This window comes from Clostridium beijerinckii HUN142 (assembly GCF_000621745.1).
Lineage (GTDB): Bacteria > Bacillota > Clostridia > Clostridiales > Clostridiaceae > Clostridium > Clostridium beijerinckii_A.
In genome coordinates this window covers 20,214-39,387 of sequence record NZ_JHXK01000035.1, presented here as the reverse complement: position 1 = coordinate 39,387, position 19,174 = coordinate 20,214, and the positions used below count along the sequence as shown (strand labels likewise).

Sequence of the window (19,174 nt, the reverse complement as noted above, 5' to 3'; positions counted from 1 at the left end):
TTACCACTCCTTTTAAATTGGTATTACTGTAATTTTCCCTTGTCTTTGTGCCTTTCTTAACTGGTCTATTGCAATCTTTCCAATAACATCACTGTCAAACATAAAGATTACATCTCCACTACTGTTAGGCGAAGCTTTTGCTGAGCTACTTCCGCCCATTCTTTCTAGTAATTTATTAGCTAACAAATCAAGCCCACCAGTATTATTTTCCAATGGTATAACTGCTTCTTTCCCAGCTTCGCCTACTAAGCTTAACGTTGGGCTATCAATTATACCACCTGTAGCAAGTGGCGTTATCGTCGGAATATGAATGCCAAAACTATCTCCTGCCATATCACCAAAAATTTTATTGTCTGGAATGTCAATATGGATTGAATTTAATTTTTCTATCAGATAATTAGCCATTTTGATTATTGCATTAATTGGTTTTTTAACCATGTTCTCTAGCCCTTTAAAAGCATCATTCACAATATTAGCTAAACCATTCCATGCATTGCTCCAGCTTCCTGAAAATGTTGTATTTAAGAAAGTAACTATACCATTCCAAACTCCTTGAGATGTTGTTGCTATTTCATTCCACTTTCCAGTTAACGTATTTTTGATTTGGTCCCATAAACCAGGTGCATCAGTATTTACCTGTGTCCATTTATCATTTATATATTTTTTAATACCATCCCATGTATCACTTGATGTTTTTGTTATAGAGTCCCACTTCTTAGAAAGAGTTGTCTTAATGGTTTCCCAATCGTCAGACGCATCTTTGTTAACTGCGTCCCATTTTTTAGATACATAGTCTTTAATATCATCCCAAGTTTTATTTGATGCAGTTGTAATCAATTGCCACTTTTCAGCTAGCGTAGTTTTAATGGTTTCCCATTTGGTACTTGCATCATTCTTAGTTTCATCCCACTTTTGATCTATATAAGTCTTTACTTCTCCAAATTTAGTTGAAGCACTTGTTTTTATCTCTTCCCATTTTTGTTCTAATGAAGTTTTAATTTCATCCCATTTCTGTCCTGCAGCTGTACTAATTTCTCCCCAGCCTTGAATTAAAGCATCTTTTAATTGACCATTTGAAGTTGCACCTTCTGCTAACCATCCAATAAAGTCAGCAATCCATCCTATAACTATTCCTAATGCATCACAAACCAAGCCAATAGCCGGAGATAGCTCTTTAAACAATTCTGCAAAATCTTTAAAAGCATTTCCTGCCAGAACCATTACTAGTTTTGCAACTTGCTCAATTAATTGTACTATGCCATCAAATAGAGTTTTCCCTCCATTGTCCCAAATTGCTTTGAATCCATCTGCAAGATTTCCTATTCCATCAGAAACATCAGTTGCAAATTGAATAATTGTTGGGAAAATATCATCTGCTGCCTTTCCAAGACTTTCTCTAATGCCTTGTCCTACATCTCCTATAACACCTAATATTTTTCCTAATGTAGATAACAAGCTATCCATTAAAGTGTCGCCTGCTCCATTACTTTCCCAAGCATTAGACCATTTATTTGCTATATCACTAATAGTTCCAATTATGTCATCTAATATAAGCAAGATAGCATTTACTACTGTATCGCCGTTAGATTCCCAAGCCTTAGAGAAAGAACCTGTAATGTCCTGTATAATTCTTAAACAGCCATTTAATAGATCTAGTATATCTGTAACTAACTGCTTACCTAAATCTGATTGAAATGCTTTATTAAATGAATCTGCAACTTGTCCTATTATAGTAAAGATATTTTTTAATATTTCTAATATATTTGTGCATATTTCTACGCCTATACCACTATTCCATACATCTCTGAATACCTGCCTTATAGTTGTCAAGAGTCCTAGTATTTTATCAAATGCATCAAATAAAGCTTGCACAACTTGTTTTCCTAAATCTCCACTATCCCAAGCGGTTTTAAAGGTTGTTGCTATATCTCCTATAATGTTAAATACAGTTTGTAATAGCTTTAAGATATCAGTACATACTCTTACACCTGTTCCATTGTCCCAAACATCTAAGAAAGTCTTTCCTATATCCTTTGCTAAGTCCCAAATACTACCTAAAGCGTATTTAAGAGCATCCATAGTCGCTTTACCTTCATTTGCCCATGCTTCTTTCATAGGATCAAAAATTTTAGACATTATATCTTTAAACTTTTTAACCCATTCTGCTGTTGCTGCTTCTATAGGTGCCATATTCGCCATTGTCGTTATTGGATCTACAACTCCACTGCCTGCCGGAGTAGGAGTCTTTTCAGAAAGCTTATTTATTTCATCAAAACCCATTAGTCCAGATTTAGCATCTTTACCAGCTTTTTTAGCTGCACTTCCAGCACTTCCAAGAGCTGTTGCTGCTTTCTTAGCTGCTTTTTCTTGTTGTTCATAAGCACCAATAGAATTCTGTAAATTTTGGGCAGACTTAAAACCAGCTTCATAAGTTGAGCCAAAAAGCTGATTTATAAAGCTTGCAATATAAGCTGTTGTTGTTGCTAAAGAACTCATTAAACTATTTAAAGCTGGCAATACCGCATTATATATTGGAGCAAATGCGGTATATAAATTACTCTTAATCTGATTTAAACTGGTAGCGAACTGTTGGTTTGACATAAAAGCACTACCAAGAAAACCAGTCATTCCTTCTAAGCCCTTCATTATAATTGGCAATATAACCATCCACGTAAAGAATTGCTTTGCTATATTAGACATACCACTATGCATATTGTTCATGTGTTTATTTGTACTATTACATGAGGAACCTAGACTTTTTAAAGATTCTCCTAATTTCTTAGACATATTAGCAGTACCATTGGCTAGACTTCCAAAAGCTCCAGTAACTTTACCTAGCAGATTAAATTTACTTGCTGCTTCTCCAGCTCCTTTGCCTGCACTAGCAAGTTTTGCATCTAAATCAGCAAGCTTAAATCCAAGTTTATCGGATTTAGAGATTAGACTATTTATAGCACTTTCTGTGCTTAGAATCTTTTCTTGCAATGCATTCTTCCTAGCTTCATTAAAAGTATTTGCATATGTCTCTTTCAGTCCTGCAAGCCTCGCTTGTTGCTGTTCTATTTTAGTATTAACAATATCTAATGCATTAGCTGTATTCTCAATTTGAGATATCAAAGCCGTTGTATCTATGTTACTCTTAGGTGGTCCACGTGTTGTTGTTTGATTTGCTACATTACTTGTCTTTGGCTTAGCTATATCTATCTTAGGAAAGCTTATAGATGGCATTTTAATATTCTTCAATACATCTAATGCAGATGTAAATGTACCTCTAATATTTTGTTTCATCTTATCTAAACCACTTTTTAAGGAACTACTCATAGATTGCATATTCTTATTCATGCTTTCATTCATACCATCAAACATACCTTTTGTAGCATTATCCATGGTATCTTTGAGCTTTTTCCCCATAGCATTACTAACTTTACTAATTTGATTAGCTAAGTCACTTGTAACTTCTAGATCTAAACTAATCTTACCTACACTATCACCCGAGCCTGTACTTTCAGCCATATCTAATTACCTCCTTTCTAATAAAATAAAAAGTGCCTAGATTTCTCTAAGCACCTCCAAACATCTTTGCCATTATCTCTTGGAATTCTTTAGCCTTTTGAGCCTTTTCTTCTTCTGTCATTTCCCCTATAGGATTGTTTCTATTTCTCCACTCATTTCTAATTTCATGCTGTTCTTTAGTAAAGTTTTTTAGCATATCTTTATCTTCCTCAGCACGAATAGAAACTATTTGCCCTAAAGGAGTCTTTGGCATTATCCCTGTTAATAATGTGCAAAACTCCGAGAAAGTCATATCATTTTCTTCTCTAAGTCTTATGCCATATTGCATAGCAAAACTAGATTCTATTAGATCCCAATCATCATATAAGTCATACCACTTATTAACTGGGTGTATTTTCTTCCTGTTTCTTTTCTATTTCATCAAGTTCTACATCTGCAATTGCAGCCATTATTGCATTAACTATCGCTATATATCCACTCATTTTTAGGTTCAAACTTTTAATATATTCATTAGCTTTTTTATCAAATGCAGTACCTAAAACTTTTGCTATTTGATCCTCTTCTTTTAAATCTTTATCTTCCATATAAGCTTTTATTGCCATTGCAGCTGGAAAACTATCATTAATCTTAAACTCATGTTCATCATCAATTTGCACTGTAGCTCTTTCTTTTGCATTCATAATTTTATTTACTATGTTGTATTTTTTACTCATTTATATCATCCTTCCTATGCTCCTGTAGTAGTTGTTCCTGCTGTATAATTTGGCTTTCCATCACCTTGTAGCTCAAATTCTAAAGGCGCAACCTTTGTACTATCATCACCAAACGGATTACTAACATCAATAACAGCATTAAACTCAAGTTTTGCCCCATCTGGAAATTCTATTTGCGCTTTTGTAGTACAATCAAGACCGTCTTTCCATGCACACGCCGCTACATAATCATTACCTGGATCGCCTGTATTTCTTTTACCTTTTAAGCTTATACTAAAGCTTTTTCCTGTCATAAGTTTTCTAGCCCATCCGCTTGTAGTCATAGGAGTCCAATCCTCTACTTTCCCATCTATTTTAGGAGAGAAAGTTTCCATATCAGAAATTGTTACCATGTCTGCATCTGCACTAGCAAGACCTTTTGTCCCTATCTTAAATAATATTTTATAAACTGGAAAAACCATTTTTATTACCTACCTTTCAAAATAAATTATTAAAGGTATTACAAATTCGTAATACCCATTGCTATCAGTTCCTATTCCTATAGGTTCTGACTTTCCCATATCAAATTTAACTACTCTTTTCTCCCCTATAACAGCACTTTGCCCAAATAAAACATTATATGTCTCTTGCGCCTTTTGCTCTGCTATATTGGAATTTTTACCCCAATGGACCAATATAGAAATACCTTTAGTAGAATAAGATGTATTACTTAATCCTCCTAAGGCTATGTTTGGTTTCAAGCCCTCTGCATTATATATTCCTATACATTGTTCAACATTAGAATCAATCTTTCCGGTGTACCATTGAGGACAATCTATTTTAGTTTTTAAATAATCTTTTATTTCAGTTAATAGCATTACCGAACCAGTCCTTTACTAAGTTCTTTTAAGTGTACAAAGTATCTTTCCTTGACAAAATCTCTTTTACTACCACTCATATACATATCCATCCATCTACCCTGAGCATTTGAATTCTTATCTGTTTTAAAGTTATATTCAGGATGCCAGTACAATCTTTTTGCATAAGGGGTATCAAATACTATTGATGCAACTGCTTCAGACACAAATTCTATTGAACCTGTACTTTCTAGATTTCCAGTATCCTTAGGAACAACTTGGCTATCTTTAATATCTTTTAATACATCTTCAACTGTTAACTTAAAAGCCTGTTTACTTGCTTCAACTAACTTATTTATCTTAGACTGGTTAAGTTTTACACTTACTCTTACACTCATATTAAGCCAAATCCAATTCTGTACTAAATACTGTTCCATCTGGTGTTTTGGGTCTTGATGTTCTTACTATTGTCTTTTTAGTTCCATCCACTTCAACATATCCTTTTATTACATTGTTAGGATAAATATCACCAGCAATAACAATGCTACCACTAAGAGTTATAAGTTGCTTATCTGCATTGTATATATCCTTGCTTTCCTCGTTGTAGGTACATTGCCCTTCATATATAGGAAAGGTTTCTTCACCATCTTCACCTAATTTAATACCAGTAACTTTAACTGTTTTATTATACAAAAATTTTGGATATTTCATGATTCCTCCTAACCCAACAGCTTTGCAAATGGCCTAGGCAATAAAGCTGCAACATCAGGTGTAACTTCTAATCCATTATTAGTTACATATGTTACGCTTGTTTTACTCATGGTGTAGCTCTTAATACCTTGGGTGTCTTCATATTTTATCTTGTTATCCATTAGCTGAATTAAAGCACTTTCATAATTAATTTCTATCATATCATTAGTTATTGTAGAATCTAAGTTAAGGTGGTTTCTTATTGCATCAGCTGCCATCCCTCTGTATATAATTAATTTGGTGTTATCTGTATCAGAAAATAACGCTGTTAGTTTTTCATCTAGTGTCATAATCGCACCTACTTTATATTTTCTTGAACAAACTTTATTAAATCATCCTTATTTAAAGCTGTGTAACCTTCTAAATTATTACTTTTACATAATTCTTTTAATTGGTCCACTGTCATGCTATTATAATCAACTGGTGGCTGTCCGCCACCCTCATTTTTAATTAAACCATTTATTCTTTGTTCATCTAAACATTTATCTTCATGATCATAGAATAAGATTGGATTGTCCATTTTTATTCCGCAATGTTTACATTCCAAATTCAAAACCTCCTAACGCATAGTTTATTAGGGGAATAATCCCCCTACTGGTTAACCTAATATTCTTGTTGCTAATTCAGGATAGATTGCTTTAACACCATAAAGAATATCTATAGATACTATATTTTTTTTAGTATCCATGTTATATCCCATAGTTACTCTTAAACTCATTCCATTTGGAGCTGTAGCAACGTAAGACTCTGCCCCTCCCATTGGTGGTTCAAGTGGTCTTGTAACTAAGGCAAAAGCATTTTTGTGGAAGGCCATTGATGCTGTGTGGTTTTTAGCAAATGAGACAGCTTGATTACTTATAGCCGCACCAACTGCTGGATATACATTAACAGTAACTACACCACCAACCGCAACTGCATCTGATGTTACTACAAACTGTTGACCAGCTATTGTAAATGCATCGCCTTGTTTAATATCTCCAGTTGATGTTTTAGCAGCACTTGTTAAAGTAATTGTTGTTGATCCAGTAGTAGCAGCTCCCGTTACGTCTGTTAGGGCTGTAAATGCTCCAGCAGTTTGTTTCTTTACATTTTGGTCCATATAAGTATCGAAACCTAAAATTCTTCCAATTGAAGCTTCTCTTAAAGCAGCTGTAGAACCACTTGCATCGGCTCTAGCAATCGAATCAATTGTAACCAATTTAGCCTGAGCATAAGGGTCAAATACTGCAACTCTGTTTGACATTGGAACTCTGTTGTTATTTAAAACTAACATAACATTTGAAATGTCAGTTAACGAACTTGGAGTAGTACCACCAACACCAGCGTAATAAGGAACTTGTTTGTACAATCCACATAAATCTTGATCCATCTTTTCAGCAATTGCCAAAGTAGCTCCATCAAGGATTTGTGCTCCAAAGTCAGAAACATTTAATGTTAATTCCTTTGAACCAACTTCAACTGATACGTCTGCAATTTTATCTAAAGAAACTAATACATTCTTTTCTCCAACATCTTGAAGATTGATAGTCCCTCCAAATTCATCAGCTATAAATGTAGCTGGTTTTCTAATTTGAATAGTGTCTCCTTGTTCTTTAAATTCTTTTGAGTAATCAGTGTAAACTAATCCACCCATAACCATATTTGATTGTAGTCTTAAAAGTGCCTCTCTTGCAATTTGTTGACAAGTTAAAAAAGTATTTGCCATAAATAAATTCACTCCTTAATTTTAATTATTTTTCTTGATGTGCTGCGAACCATTCATCATCAGTCATTTTTGATTCATCAACTGGTGTAGGGTCGCCACTTGGTGGCTTATATCCACCTTTTAATTTTTCTTCAATTGCCTGTGAAATTGTTTTGCTATAAATATCATTAAAATTATCTAAGTTTTTCAATGTTGTTTCTTCATCTTGTCCAATTAGATAGTCAATTAGATCACCAGGTAATTTCTTTTCTGTAGCAACCTTTAAAGCCTTATTTCTTAGAGTTTCCTGAGTCCTTTGTTTTTCTGATTGTTCAAATTTCTCTTGTAGCTCACGAATCATTTTTTGTTCTGGTGTTTCTTGAGGATTGGTTTTGCTCACCGCGTCATCAATAAGTTTTTGTAAGTTATTTTTTTGCCAACTTTTAATTCCATCTGTAACTCTCGTATCCCCATATTGTTGTAAATACTTTTTACCATCTTCATTACTATCTAAAAAGTTTTTAACATCATCAATAGTTAAATCCTTCTCAAATAATTTTGATAATGTTTCATTTCCTTTTACAACGTCATCTATGTCTGCATCCTCTGCTAAGTCTTTTAATAATTCATTTATTTCGTTTTTCTTCATTGTTAAACTCCTTCCCTATCCAGTTTTATTACTAACCCTGTATAGTTAAATCATTATTTATTTCTAGCCTTTTAAAGCCATGCTAAGGGCAAAATAAAAAGCCTTATTTCTAAGACTTATTTAATACCTTTATATGCTGTTTGCAATAAGAAACCTAAGTGATTCCATACTTGATTTTTAATTCTTTCTTTACATATTTCAGCTCCTATTTCCTCATTATAATTTTGGGGATCAACACATGCTGAACTTTCAACAATTGTAAATCCATTCACCAATGTTGCTATAACAATAGTAATTTTATCTTTCTTAGTAAATACTTCATAATCAACAATAAAATCATCAACCATTTTTGCCCCTACTGAAACACCACTAGGTAAGTTGGGATTATCATCAACCTTGAGATAACATTTATCAAATTGGCATCCTGGTCTCCAAAAAATATATCTTGTTTCATCTTCAACTAGATATCCATCAATTGTTTGGTCTTCTCCTTTTGGAGCTTCCCATCCTCTAAATTTATTATACTCTCCTCTTGTCATTGGTTGTGCTTTCACTAATGCGGTTCCGATATAGTAATTCATTTATACATTCCTCCTAAAATAAAATAAGCCTTAACGCTGGCTTTGCGAGATATTGGATTACCTCTTTAAACTTTCACTCATGATATTCTTATAAAATTGAAGCGTTGCAGTGATATATGCGAGAAATAATAATAATTTTAACACTATAATATATGGAATAAACACAGCTACTACCAAAATAATAGTCCATAATATAACACATATTTTATAAACGTTCTTATGCATAAACATATCCTTCCTTAATTTTAGGCATAATAAAAGCACCTACCTATTAACTTAAGTAAGTGCTTTTATTCTTCTAAACTGATTTTATGATCTTGAGATTCTTGTTTTATCTTTTTATTTAGCAAATCAAGTGTTTCTTGTTCCTCTTTTGGCATTTTACTTGTTGCAACATACCCTTTGCCAGGAACAATTTCATACCATTCTTCATTCTTTAGAAATTTAGCTACTTTAATATTTCCCCACACTAATATCACCTCAATTTTAGTTGATTTATTATTTCTTCAGCTATTTTTTTATTATTACCATTATAACACATTGAAATTAGCTCTGGTAGTAACTCCTCATAATTATATCCATTATATGTTATTGACGCATATTCCGAGATATTTTCCATTACATAAGTATTAAACTTCATGTTGTTGTCAAGAGCTCTTTTTCTAATGTCATTCTCAACACTTTTTAATAATCTCTTGTCTTTATTATTTAATATATGTCCTATTTCATGATATATAACTGACCTATAATCCGTTCCTTTAACAAACCATCCTTCATTAGTTAACTTATCATACATTTGTTTCATGTACTCACTATCATCAAAGACTCTTTTATTTAATATAATTGTTTTTCCTCTAGTAACTGCTAGATCTTCTACATTGCCTGCATCCTCATACTTTAATGTTAGTCCATTTTTTAGATTTTTAATCATAGGGAAATCATTAATAATAACTTTTAAATCTTCAACCATATTATTTAATACATCATATTCTCCATGATATTCCTCAAAGCCTACACAATTTACTCCTAAATCATTTAATTTCTGTATAAAATTATTTAATTGCTCATTTGATATCTTATTCCCTTGAACAGGATTCTTATCATCAGATTTATTAGAGCTCATATTTAATGATTTTTTTGATTTATCAGCTATAGAATAAAAACACCTGCATCTTATATGCTTTGGAAGTTTAGGTCTGTTTGGGTCATCTCTCTTAAACTCTTTCCCATCTAAGTCAAGACATTTTTCACAAATATGACTATCTAATATACCACAATAAACTAAATCAATGATGTCATTATCTATAAAATATCGTTCATCTAATTCACGGCACACTCTTGAAATTTCATTTTCAACCAATCTATCAGTCACATGATCATTAGTACCAAAAGTTTTCTTAATTAAGTCCTTAATTTCATTTACTGACGTTTTTCCATCTAGTAAGTCCTTGGTTTGTTTTTTTAGCAACTTAGCAATTGCATTTTTATTATCATAAATTCTATCCGAATAAGTTTTACCATCTATTTCGGTATTTAAAATATTTCTAACATCTTTATTGCTAATATTCCACTGATTAGTTTTCTTTCTAAATTTTATTAGTTTGTTAATAGTATCTTTTAGAATGTCAGTAACCATTTTAATTTCATTTTTAGTTTGATTACTAAAGATATCATTAATTAATACACTAGCTTTTTTGAACTCTAAAATCCTTTGTGCTGTAGTTAGCTTAAGCTTTTCTTCGGCTATTGTATATTCAAGTAATAAAGCTGCGACGAAACCATATATTGAGTTATAGTCTTTATTATTATCTTTTTTAAGCTCGCCAATTGCTGCATTGCTATAAAAGCCACCTATTAGATTTATTTCATCAATATTACTAACCATTAATTATTACCACTATTACTATTTAAAGTATCATCATGATTAGGGATATTATCCATCATTTCTTGTTGTTCCTCTTTGGCCTGTTCTGCAACTCTTTGCGGATTTTCTATAAAGCTTAATAATGATAAAGCAACTTCTAATGGTAATTTATCTCCTAATTGTTGAATTATTTGAGCTGCTGATAAATCATCCTGTGGTACATTTGGAGTAAACTTAATTTTTATATCTTTGTAATCATAAGACTTATTCTTTTTAAGATTTAAGTAAATAAATAAAAATTTCAGCCTATTCTTAGCTGCATCTGCAAAAGCTTTAGTATTAAGTTTGCATTTTTCTTCAAGTGAAATCAGCCTTGATCTTAAAGCTAGTCCACTTAAATTGCTTTGCATTTTCTCATTATGATTTATATGCGACGTCAGCTGATACATCTTATCTTCTTCTGTGGCTAATGTATTTTGAATAAAGCTATCGTTAATATTCTTAATTATCCACTCTGCTCTACCCTTTTCTGTGCTAACTTGGATTACGCCCAGTTCTTTTAACTTATCAATGTCATCTTCTTTAATTTGAAATCCAAATATACCTAAATAAGCATTTCTAAAATCACTTATTTCATTTGAGATATCGGATAAGTTAGTTTCATAGGCATCTTGTAGACCCTTTATATCGTTATATATAGTATCGTATCTTTTTTCATCGCTTATCTTGGCAAACGAAACTGGCACTTCTCCGAAATAATGTTGCTCAATTTCCACTTTATCAAAAGTATCAATATAATGATAAATGTTTGCATCATCATAAACATCTATATATGTGTTTGAATCAAACTTCTTTTTAAACACCCTCATGAAAAATATCACATTCCCTAAATCATCAACATAAGCATAACCTTCTCTTGGTGTTATAATTCTAGAACAAAATTGTGCTTTACCATCCATATAATATAGTTCAAAAGCATATCCATAAGTTAGCATTCGATTCATTAATAATGCATCATGTTGCTCACTCCAATGGCTTAAGCTATACTCAATATCATTTACAACATTTTTATCTCCTGATTTCGAAATATAGTTTATCTCATTTCCAACGCTATAACTAACCTCTTCTTTGATGAATTTTTTTATAAAGTTAACGCTTATCTTGCGACTGCTTCTCTTTTCTCCTATAACTTTAAAATAATCTCTTAAAGCTTGTGAATCACCTTTATAATAAAGATACATATCATCAAAAAGTGGTTTTTCAGTTTGGAAATGGTTATAAACTTTTTGCAATAATTCTATATTTATCAAGTTCCCATCCCCCTTCTATATACCCAAAGTCTTTCTATTTATAAAAGTTGCTATAGGTATTATTTTTACATCTTTTAAAGCTATTCTAAGTTCAGAGATACCATCTATAGCATCATCATGCGGTGTATATTGCTGACCTTGAAATTCTTTTATTTGGTCAACAACTTCTTTGCAATCTTCACAATCAGAATTTAAAATAATTTGACCATTATTTACATCATCAATTATTGTACTAATCTTTTCATCCTTGTTTTTACGCTGCATTTCATTAATAAACTCATATTGTTTAAATTTAAGAACATCATGTTTAGATATTAACTTCTTAATTTCTAGAACATCCGCTCCTTGGAACGTATTTTTTTCAATTTTTATGTGGGTTATATCATCTGGATATCTCTCTAAATACTCAATTACTTTTCCACAATACTGGTCAAAAGTAAGTCTTTTCATTAAATAATCCCTTAAATAAACAAATCCATTTGTACTTTCCGAACCTACTCCAATAAAAGTGAAGTCTGACCTTCTTGTTTGAGTTGATGCAGGATCCACAATGAGCATTGTTTTAATAAATTCACGTTCCTCAATTTCCTTGCTTGGCCTAGTCGCAACTGATTTAAACCACTTTTCCCCTATAGCTGTAGCATCATTCATTAACTCTGACATAAAGGATATTCTATTTTCCCAATAAGGAACCGCTAAATCATTAAAGCAATCCCACTTTTCTTCCCATAAGGTTTTAAATTTCATTTCTTCCTTATAATCTTCGTAGAATTGCTTTGCTGCTTCTTTCGGATTATCCAATTTATCATTGAAATAAAGCTTTTTACACTCTAACCATAAAGTAGATTCAAATATATCCTCTACTGTTTGGTTTGGTTCCAGAATTATCGCTCGTCTTAAAATAGTTTTATAATCGTTATTTCTTGAAAGCCTACTCATAAGGCAATCAATGTGTAACACTGTTCCAATAGAAATAATCTTGGTAGCTGATTTAATCTTTACACCTTTTCTATAGACAGCTTTATCACCTACCTGCTCAATTTCCTTGGTCCAACGATTATATTTCTTTTCTCTTGCATCCTCAGTAAGTATGTCTTTTTCATCCTGGTAATCATCAGCTATTACAACTGTAGGTCTAATACCTTTCCAGTTTGCGCCTCTGACAGAACTAGCAGAACCAACTGCTCTTAAATAAGTGTCATTAGTAAATTCAATTTCATTAGCATTTACGGTATATCTTTCACCACTTGGCTTAGCGCCTTTAGGATCTATTAATATCCCAAACGCTCTCTTGATTTTTTCATTCTCTAAAAATACTTTTTTAATAGAATCAATAAACTGACCTGCATCATCGTCTTTTTTAGCACCTAATAAAGTAAATATTGATTTCCTATAACAATGTAGCCAAACAGAAATAGCTAAATCAAAGATTGTTGTTTTTGCAAATCCTCTAGGCTCAATAATATTCAATTTATCATATAGATCTTTAATAAAAGCATTATCCGCTAATTCCCACAATTCATAATGTGCCGGAGCTAATTCTCTTGCAGTGTTCCCGTCTTTAACAACAAATGTATCTGACATAAAATAAAGGCAAAAGAACGCTATATCAATTTCGCCTAATGCCTTTGCTAACCTATCCAAATCATCTGCATTATTTTGAATTAAGGCTATAGCCTTTTCTTCTCCATAATGTTTTGTAAGATGTTTCTTTAATATATAAATCTCAAATCTTAGTTCATCTTTAAATTCCAATCCATCAAAGTAAATCAAAGGCTATAACCTCCTTCCCGAATTAGTTGCTAAGGCTATTTATCAAGTAATTCTTTAACTACTTTTTCAATTTCTAATCCTTTTTTTGAATAATATAGTTCTAAAACCTTTATAACATCTTCATCTAAGTAAAATTCGCCGCTTGATGGAGTTGTTACTTTCAACCAATGCCTTTTCTCTTTATTTTCCTGAATGATATTGCTAATTTCTAAGCAATTATTGTGTTCATCGCATAGTTTCTTTAAATCATTTAAACCCATCATTTCACAACCTTTCTACATTAAAAAAGAACCTACATTTCTGTAAGTTCTAAATCAAAAGTTTATTTTAGTTACGATATTACTATGTTATAAGCTTTTTTCTTCCATGTAAGGCCTGTAACTTTTTCATATTCTTCAATAACTTCTTTAAGTACGTAGTATTCATTAAATATAGCATAAGCTTTTTTAAGTTCTTCTATATTCTTTTTATGTTGCTCTTTTAATTTAATTCTAAGCTCTTTATTTTCGATTAATAACTTTTTTATTTTTTCATCTTTGCTTTCTGATTCTTCTTTTTTTATATTGTACTCTTTCCAAATATCGTTATCTTCAAGGCCCTTTATATATACCACTTCATTATTGTCACAAATGTTATATTTACATTTATATTTAGATATATAATACAATTCCTTTATATTCATTTCTGTCTTTGTATTAAGTTCTAATATTTCTATTTTATTGGTTTCATTATAACATTCAATTGGCAAATGACCTCTTGTTCCAAAATGATAGGCTAATCTTTGTGCTATATTACCTGTTTTCCCAATATAAATTATATTATTTTTTATATTTAAGAACCTATATAAATACCATTTCATAATTACGCCTCTACAATCTTTAAATATTTATAAATGGTTGTTCTACTCATATCACATAACTTAGCAAACTCTGATAAACTTAGGGTCTTATTCTTAAATAATGGATAATGCTTATAGAATACTCCCGGAATACTGTCTTTATCAACTACAGGTCTTCCTATCTTCTTTCCTTTAGCTTTCGCGTTGTTCATTCCCAATATAACTCTTTGCCTTATCATATTTCTTTCGAGCTCAGAAAATACTCCTGTCATTTGCAAGAATGCAGCTGTCATAGGATCAAGTTCTCCATTACTACAATCAATAGTCATAGATTTTCCTATAACTAATTTAATATTTTTTTGCTTCACTAATTCTATAATGTCACATAATTGTTTAGTTGACCTTGTAATACGGCTAACCTCTGTGGCAACTATAGTATCACCTTTTGAAACTACTGATAACAGTCTATTCAGTTCTTTTCTGTCAACCTTCATTCCACTTTCATATTCTATATATATGTTATCTTTATCTGTAACTCCTAATTTCTTTAGTTCTCTTACCTGATAGGCAACATCTTGTTTTCCTTCTTTTAACTCAGTAGAACATCTAGCATAACCATAAATCATAATCAATAACCTTCCTTCAACCTCAGTTTTAAAAATTGGTGAGAAATTTTATAGGACTTATCGACGCCAGTTGATGGAGCTCATTTTTAGAACCTACCCCCTCTATTGGTTTTACATATCCTATACTGTTATTTTATTCCCAATTTATACATTTGTCAACGAAAAGGTTATATTGATTTACTGAACATTTTTATTAGTTGTATCAATGCAGTTATGCCATTTGTAGATACTCATATGTTCTATTTTATTTGTTCACGTAAGGAATTGGTTTATTGAACAGTAATTAAAGCTATTATTTTGCTTGTTCTAACTTGATTATATTACTATTATCAGACACTTCATTGAGTAGTGTATTTATATCAGCCTTATCTTTATTGCTGGTATTGTTGTCTTTATTCTCAGTAGTCTGCTCTATCTTATTCGTTGGTGTTCCATATATCCTATTCAACCCATATATAGTAGCGTCAAGCCTGTTCTTCTCTGACTTACCTGTTAGTGCTATCCTTATTAGATTGTCCATTAGCGACTTAGCATGGCCATTCATCTCTACATCTGCTAGGTTTTTAATGATAGTTTTATACTCGTCAAAGGCAGCCTTAAACTCCTTATTCTTCATCCAGTTATCAATTGTCTGTCTTGTAACGCCTACCAACCTACCTGTATCCGTTTTATTCTCACCGTTTGCGAGCAATTCAATTGCTTTGTATTGTTCATCAGATAAGCGTTTTTTATCTACTTCCATAGTCTTAACCTCCTTTTACGCTTTTACATTTGAATATTAAGTGTTTTAACTTATAGATTTATTACACTAAAAGGGGTACGGTCACTAGGAAATATATATTATTTATATACATCCTACTCAGCGTACCCCCTCTATTAAGTTCTTGGTATCAATATAAAGTTTATTGTCTTTGTTAACCTTATACTTTTTGATCTTGTAGTAATACTTATTTTCTATTGTGCTTATTATTACCGCTATCTCTCCACTGGATAATTGTAATTCCGTTAGACTTATTTCACCTTGGATATATTTCTCCTGGAGCTTTCTAAATGCATTAATGTAAGCTTTGTTTCTCCAGAAAGATTTATATTCTTCTTGGGATACTTGAATTAACTGCCCTTGGTCCTTATCTAACCTAAAGTAATAATAGCCATCCTTTGATATTATTCTTTTATCCTGTAGTGTGTTATCCCACTTAATAACAGTATTCTTATTTATATTAGCTTTATTTGCTATATCTTCTATACTGTTTGGTTCCTCTTTAGTTCTTATATTGAAGTAATCAATAAAGTTATCAGCCTTTTTAACATTGTATGTTTTGTTTATTATGTACTTGGTTTTACATTGTTGCAGCTCATACACTGTTTTATTATTCTGAATATACTTTCTGATTAACTTGTATCCTTTTTCTAGTAATCTTTTATCTAATGTCTTGCGTCTTTCTATTTGTTTAAGCGCATTAAGGTTAACTTCTAAAATACTTTTAAGTTCATTCCTTGAGACTTTCATGTTCTTCTATCACTATTTTTAAAGCATTCTTCTATCTCTTTCTTACTATATGGATAATAATATAAGGTCATATGTTCACAACCTTTACTATTACACTCTTTACATAGACTAGGAGACTTACTACACTCCACTTGCCCTTGGTTATTGAATTTTAAATTTAGGATTAGTTTCTTTTTCATGTATTGGTCTCCTTTCTAAGTTTAATATATTTTATTGCATTAAAAAAGAACCCTAGATTAATAGAGTTCTTGGTTTCTACTGTATATCGCCAATTTCTTTTTTTACATTACATACTATCTCACTGAGTAATCCAATGCTATCATTAATATCTTTAACAAATTCTGCCGAAGTCTTATACCTTTCTAACTTGATATTCTTTCTTATGACTCCATTTTTCTTTGTTCTAGAAATAGTATAATGTATTTGATTTTTTCTAAAATTATGTATTTGTGATTGTCTATTCGCATTAGTTCTTTTAAATCTTCTATCTTTAATAATACTTGCTAAGTAATCCGATAATTTTTTATTTTTACTTTTGATTCTCTCAATTACTTCTAAATTATACCCCATACCGTCATGAATATTAAGCTTATAATAACAATTCAATATATGATATATCGCATCTACAAGACCTAAATATCTTGCGAACAAACTATCCACATAAAAACCAAACCAATAATTTATTGCAAAATCTTTATCTGCAAATTCAGGGAAAAATCTAATTTGCTCTTTGTTTATATCTGTTTTAGCTTTCCAATTATCATCTGGGATTCCTTCGTTGTAATAAGCCATTACAAATACATAATTTACTTGAAAATCATTTACTCTGTTATTGAATTCTTTAATCCAATCTTTTAGATCTATATTGGTAAATGATACCTTTGTATGTGAAAAATTAATCTTTTCAAATTTACTTTTTACAGGTTTCAATATTTCTTGGATCTCATCATCGCTCGGTATTTTTGCATATTCCATTATATTAACCAAGTAACTCACCTACATTCATATAACTAATTATAAAAAGAGATAACTCCCTCTAATTTTCTTTTAAATATTTAAAAAATTCCTTATTATCATCGCTAATTCCATTAAGTTCATTTAATATTTGTTTATCAATACTTAATATGCATCTATTAAACTCTTCTACTTTTTCCGGATCACTTATATTCTCTTTAAAGGAATTGAATATCTTATAATATGCTTTCATTTGCATTTTAATTAATGCTTCATACTGTTGGTAAGTTAAATCAATTATCTCTATATGTTTATCTATCATACTATTCCACCTCTCTAGAGTTTATATTCTAGAGAAATCATCAAATACCTTTTATATTTTACAAATAAAACAAAAGAACCCTATTTCTAGGGCTCTTATTTTTTATCAATATATTTTTTATCCTCTTGTGCCAGTAGTCTCAAAGTCTCTTGCACTTGGTCCGTAAAAACCTCTTGTACTACCAATTTCAGATTCATATAAACCTCTGCCGCTTCCGATTTCTGATTCATATAGTCCTCTTCCGCTTGGACCATCATATCTCTTTATATACATAACTCTCTCACCTCCCTCTATATAGATAATTATACAAAGTTTGGTAGATTCCTTTTTGATATCACAAATACAACAAAAGAACCCTATTTGTTAGAGTTCTAAAATATAATTTATTTCGCTATTTGCCTTTATGTTTTAAAAATTTAGTTACACGAGCAATATATTGCTAAAGCTATAAATATAAGAAATATAATTAAGTAAGGATCTTACTTAGCTTTTTCTACAATGCTATAACTCACATGTAAATCTTGAAGCTTTGACACCAACTTCCCATCATTGATATTCGCTGTACATAAAATTTTGTTCTTATACTCCGAATTATTTTTGGGGATTATTTTAATATTGTCTTCATTTATTACAACTTGTGAAATTTCATTTTTATCTAATAAATTAATAAATTCGTTATAGCTAATTTCTTTCTCCATAGTAGCCTTTTCAGGAAAATTATATGCAACTGACAATAACAATAATATTACAAAAACTGCACTAATAATTTTAACTGTTTTTTTATCCTTCATAATTTTATCCCCTTCCATATAATACAATTATACAGAAATAGGCAATTCCCTTCAATAAATAAAAATAATATAAAAAAATACCCCATATCGACTACATATCGCTCAAGTATAAACTTAAGCCTTCATCTTTACAGGGTATTTGATAAAAAGGGGTTGAGAGATTATAAGGGCTGTAAATTTCCTTTTGAGGAATTCTTTACAATACTATTCTACCTCATTTAAAACTAAAAATTATTCGTTTTTTATTCCAATATTATTCCACCAAATCACGCTCTTTTAGCATATCCACATAATCTACATGTGCAAAACTCTCCTTGTCCCACTTCACATGTATCTTCATCGTCTTTTCTATGATCTTTACTATTACAGTTTGGGCATTCTTCTAACTTATTACAGAAACAAACATTTTCTTGATCTTTATAATATATTATACACTTCATATGCGAACCTCCGTTCGTAT

27 protein-coding genes are annotated in these 19,174 nt (G+C 31.1%); all 27 read right to left on the bottom strand.

What is annotated here, in order from left to right; all coding sequences use genetic code 11:
- Positions 1–12 precede the first annotated feature (12 nt).
- The gene (locus T483_RS30165; protein WP_026887726.1) at positions 13–3,513 is read right to left on the bottom strand and encodes a hypothetical protein; all 3,501 of its coding nucleotides are present in this window, start codon (positions 3,511–3,513) and stop codon (positions 13–15) included.
- 46 nt (positions 3,514–3,559) lie between these two features.
- Positions 3,560–3,859: a Gp15 family bacteriophage protein gene (locus T483_RS0115810; RefSeq protein ID WP_242841876.1), complete on the bottom strand. Its 300-nt coding sequence runs from the start codon at positions 3,857–3,859 to the stop codon at positions 3,560–3,562.
- 34 nt (positions 3,860–3,893) lie between these two features.
- On the bottom strand, positions 3,894–4,226 hold the full coding sequence (locus tag T483_RS0115805) for a hypothetical protein (RefSeq protein ID WP_026887724.1): 333 nt from the start codon (positions 4,224–4,226) through the stop codon (positions 3,894–3,896).
- A 14-nt stretch (positions 4,227–4,240) separates the two neighbouring features.
- Positions 4,241–4,687 (bottom strand): phage tail tube protein, encoded by a 447-nt coding sequence (locus tag T483_RS0115800; protein ID WP_026887723.1) that lies wholly within the window; start codon positions 4,685–4,687, stop codon positions 4,241–4,243.
- 9 nt (positions 4,688–4,696) lie between these two features.
- Positions 4,697–5,083 carry a phage tail terminator protein gene (locus T483_RS0115795; RefSeq protein WP_026887722.1) on the bottom strand — a complete coding sequence of 129 codons (387 nt, stop codon included), beginning with the start codon at positions 5,081–5,083 and terminating at the stop codon, positions 4,697–4,699.
- A complete protein-coding gene (locus T483_RS0115790; RefSeq protein ID WP_026887721.1) occupies positions 5,083–5,460 on the bottom strand; it encodes a minor capsid protein in 378 nt (125 codons plus the stop codon). Before T483_RS0115790 ends, T483_RS0115795 begins: the two co-directional genes overlap by 1 nt.
- Position 5,461: 1 nt before the next feature.
- Positions 5,462–5,773, bottom strand: coding sequence for a hypothetical protein (locus tag T483_RS0115785; RefSeq protein WP_026887720.1), 312 nt, complete (start codon positions 5,771–5,773; stop codon positions 5,462–5,464).
- Positions 5,774–5,781: 8 nt separating this feature from the next.
- Positions 5,782–6,102, bottom strand: coding sequence for a hypothetical protein (locus tag T483_RS0115780; protein WP_026887719.1), 321 nt, complete (start codon positions 6,100–6,102; stop codon positions 5,782–5,784).
- A gap of 8 nt (positions 6,103–6,110) precedes the next feature.
- Positions 6,111–6,359, bottom strand: a complete 249-nt coding sequence (locus T483_RS0115775) for an SAP domain-containing protein (RefSeq protein ID WP_026887718.1) — start codon at positions 6,357–6,359, stop codon at positions 6,111–6,113.
- Between the two features lie 51 nt (positions 6,360–6,410).
- Positions 6,411–7,517 (bottom strand): P22 phage major capsid protein family protein, encoded by a 1,107-nt coding sequence (locus T483_RS0115770; RefSeq protein WP_026887717.1) that lies wholly within the window; start codon positions 7,515–7,517, stop codon positions 6,411–6,413.
- A gap of 25 nt (positions 7,518–7,542) precedes the next feature.
- On the bottom strand, positions 7,543–8,145 hold the full coding sequence (locus T483_RS0115765) for a DUF4355 domain-containing protein (protein WP_026887716.1): 603 nt from the start codon (positions 8,143–8,145) through the stop codon (positions 7,543–7,545).
- 116 nt (positions 8,146–8,261) lie between these two features.
- A complete protein-coding gene (locus tag T483_RS0115760) occupies positions 8,262–8,726 on the bottom strand; it encodes a Gp49 family protein (RefSeq protein WP_026887715.1) in 465 nt (154 codons plus the stop codon).
- Between the two features lie 290 nt (positions 8,727–9,016).
- Positions 9,017–9,196, bottom strand: coding sequence for a hypothetical protein (locus tag T483_RS0115750; RefSeq protein WP_026887714.1), 180 nt, complete (start codon positions 9,194–9,196; stop codon positions 9,017–9,019).
- Positions 9,197–9,201: 5 nt separating this feature from the next.
- Positions 9,202–10,611, bottom strand: a complete 1,410-nt coding sequence (locus T483_RS0115745; protein ID WP_026887713.1) for a minor capsid protein — start codon at positions 10,609–10,611, stop codon at positions 9,202–9,204.
- A complete protein-coding gene (locus tag T483_RS0115740; RefSeq protein WP_026887712.1) occupies positions 10,611–11,900 on the bottom strand; it encodes a phage portal protein in 1,290 nt (429 codons plus the stop codon). Before T483_RS0115740 ends, T483_RS0115745 begins: the two co-directional genes overlap by 1 nt.
- A gap of 15 nt (positions 11,901–11,915) precedes the next feature.
- Positions 11,916–13,673 (bottom strand): hypothetical protein, encoded by a 1,758-nt coding sequence (locus T483_RS0115735; protein ID WP_026887711.1) that lies wholly within the window; start codon positions 13,671–13,673, stop codon positions 11,916–11,918.
- Positions 13,674–13,708: 35 nt separating this feature from the next.
- Positions 13,709–13,936 (bottom strand): hypothetical protein, encoded by a 228-nt coding sequence (locus T483_RS0115730; protein ID WP_155268496.1) that lies wholly within the window; start codon positions 13,934–13,936, stop codon positions 13,709–13,711.
- A 68-nt stretch (positions 13,937–14,004) separates the two neighbouring features.
- On the bottom strand, positions 14,005–14,532 hold the full coding sequence (locus tag T483_RS30160) for a GIY-YIG nuclease family protein (RefSeq protein ID WP_026887709.1): 528 nt from the start codon (positions 14,530–14,532) through the stop codon (positions 14,005–14,007).
- Positions 14,533–14,534: 2 nt separating this feature from the next.
- Positions 14,535–15,137 carry a recombinase family protein gene (locus T483_RS0115720; protein ID WP_026887708.1) on the bottom strand — a complete coding sequence of 201 codons (603 nt, stop codon included), beginning with the start codon at positions 15,135–15,137 and terminating at the stop codon, positions 14,535–14,537.
- Positions 15,138–15,429: 292 nt separating this feature from the next.
- The gene (locus tag T483_RS0115715) at positions 15,430–15,879 is read right to left on the bottom strand and encodes a phBC6A51 family helix-turn-helix protein (RefSeq protein WP_026887707.1); all 450 of its coding nucleotides are present in this window, start codon (positions 15,877–15,879) and stop codon (positions 15,430–15,432) included.
- Between the two features lie 117 nt (positions 15,880–15,996).
- Entirely contained in the window at positions 15,997–16,647 is a 651-nt protein-coding gene (locus tag T483_RS0115710; protein WP_026887706.1) for a hypothetical protein, read from the bottom strand.
- Positions 16,644–16,826 (bottom strand): hypothetical protein, encoded by a 183-nt coding sequence (locus tag T483_RS0115705; protein ID WP_026887705.1) that lies wholly within the window; start codon positions 16,824–16,826, stop codon positions 16,644–16,646. Before T483_RS0115705 ends, T483_RS0115710 begins: the two co-directional genes overlap by 4 nt.
- A gap of 76 nt (positions 16,827–16,902) precedes the next feature.
- Entirely contained in the window at positions 16,903–17,622 is a 720-nt protein-coding gene (locus tag T483_RS0115700) for a Cthe_2314 family HEPN domain-containing protein (protein WP_207641436.1), read from the bottom strand.
- Between the two features lie 61 nt (positions 17,623–17,683).
- Positions 17,684–17,923: a hypothetical protein gene (locus T483_RS0115695; protein WP_026887703.1), complete on the bottom strand. Its 240-nt coding sequence runs from the start codon at positions 17,921–17,923 to the stop codon at positions 17,684–17,686.
- 117 nt (positions 17,924–18,040) lie between these two features.
- On the bottom strand, positions 18,041–18,196 hold the full coding sequence (locus T483_RS31090; protein WP_155268494.1) for a hypothetical protein: 156 nt from the start codon (positions 18,194–18,196) through the stop codon (positions 18,041–18,043).
- 206 nt (positions 18,197–18,402) lie between these two features.
- Positions 18,403–18,714, bottom strand: a complete 312-nt coding sequence (locus tag T483_RS0115685; RefSeq protein ID WP_026887702.1) for an ATP-dependent metallopeptidase FtsH/Yme1/Tma family protein — start codon at positions 18,712–18,714, stop codon at positions 18,403–18,405.
- A 266-nt stretch (positions 18,715–18,980) separates the two neighbouring features.
- On the bottom strand, positions 18,981–19,154 hold the full coding sequence (locus T483_RS31085; protein ID WP_155268493.1) for a hypothetical protein: 174 nt from the start codon (positions 19,152–19,154) through the stop codon (positions 18,981–18,983).
- Positions 19,155–19,174 lie beyond the last annotated feature (20 nt).

What these genes read in the sequence shown, in the direction of transcription:
- T483_RS0115760 (WP_026887715.1), bottom strand. Translation starts at nt 8,726, where the DNA reads ATGAATTACTATATCGGAACCGCATTAGTGAAAGCACAACCAATGACA.
- T483_RS0115780 (WP_026887719.1), bottom strand. Translation starts at nt 6,102, where the DNA reads ATGACACTAGATGAAAAACTAACAGCGTTATTTTCTGATACAGATAAC.
- T483_RS0115790 (WP_026887721.1), bottom strand. Translation starts at nt 5,460, where the DNA reads ATGAGTGTAAGAGTAAGTGTAAAACTTAACCAGTCTAAGATAAATAAG.
- T483_RS0115715 (WP_026887707.1), bottom strand. Translation starts at nt 15,879, where the DNA reads ATGGAAGTAGATAAAAAACGCTTATCTGATGAACAATACAAAGCAATT.
- T483_RS30165 (WP_026887726.1), bottom strand. Translation starts at nt 3,513, where the DNA reads ATGGCTGAAAGTACAGGCTCGGGTGATAGTGTAGGTAAGATTAGTTTA.
- T483_RS0115745 (WP_026887713.1), bottom strand. Translation starts at nt 10,611, where the DNA reads ATGGTTAGTAATATTGATGAAATAAATCTAATAGGTGGCTTTTATAGC.
- T483_RS0115685 (WP_026887702.1), bottom strand. Translation starts at nt 18,714, where the DNA reads ATGAAGGATAAAAAAACAGTTAAAATTATTAGTGCAGTTTTTGTAATA.
- T483_RS0115710 (WP_026887706.1), bottom strand. Translation starts at nt 16,647, where the DNA reads ATGAAAGTCTCAAGGAATGAACTTAAAAGTATTTTAGAAGTTAACCTT.
- T483_RS0115785 (WP_026887720.1), bottom strand. Translation starts at nt 5,773, where the DNA reads ATGAAATATCCAAAATTTTTGTATAATAAAACAGTTAAAGTTACTGGT.
- T483_RS0115705 (WP_026887705.1), bottom strand. Translation starts at nt 16,826, where the DNA reads ATGAAAAAGAAACTAATCCTAAATTTAAAATTCAATAACCAAGGGCAA.
- T483_RS0115765 (WP_026887716.1), bottom strand. Translation starts at nt 8,145, where the DNA reads ATGAAGAAAAACGAAATAAATGAATTATTAAAAGACTTAGCAGAGGAT.
- T483_RS0115730 (WP_155268496.1), bottom strand. Translation starts at nt 13,936, where the DNA reads ATGATGGGTTTAAATGATTTAAAGAAACTATGCGATGAACACAATAAT.
- T483_RS0115805 (WP_026887724.1), bottom strand. Translation starts at nt 4,226, where the DNA reads ATGAGTAAAAAATACAACATAGTAAATAAAATTATGAATGCAAAAGAA.
- T483_RS0115695 (WP_026887703.1), bottom strand. Translation starts at nt 17,923, where the DNA reads ATGATAGATAAACATATAGAGATAATTGATTTAACTTACCAACAGTAT.
- T483_RS31085 (WP_155268493.1), bottom strand. Translation starts at nt 19,154, where the DNA reads ATGAAGTGTATAATATATTATAAAGATCAAGAAAATGTTTGTTTCTGT.
- T483_RS30160 (WP_026887709.1), bottom strand. Translation starts at nt 14,532, where the DNA reads ATGAAATGGTATTTATATAGGTTCTTAAATATAAAAAATAATATAATT.
- T483_RS0115770 (WP_026887717.1), bottom strand. Translation starts at nt 7,517, where the DNA reads ATGGCAAATACTTTTTTAACTTGTCAACAAATTGCAAGAGAGGCACTT.
- T483_RS0115800 (WP_026887723.1), bottom strand. Translation starts at nt 4,687, where the DNA reads ATGGTTTTTCCAGTTTATAAAATATTATTTAAGATAGGGACAAAAGGT.
- T483_RS0115795 (WP_026887722.1), bottom strand. Translation starts at nt 5,083, where the DNA reads ATGCTATTAACTGAAATAAAAGATTATTTAAAAACTAAAATAGATTGT.
- T483_RS0115700 (WP_207641436.1), bottom strand. Translation starts at nt 17,622, where the DNA reads ATGGAATATGCAAAAATACCGAGCGATGATGAGATCCAAGAAATATTG.
- T483_RS31090 (WP_155268494.1), bottom strand. Translation starts at nt 18,196, where the DNA reads ATGTATATAAAGAGATATGATGGTCCAAGCGGAAGAGGACTATATGAA.
- T483_RS0115720 (WP_026887708.1), bottom strand. Translation starts at nt 15,137, where the DNA reads ATGATTTATGGTTATGCTAGATGTTCTACTGAGTTAAAAGAAGGAAAA.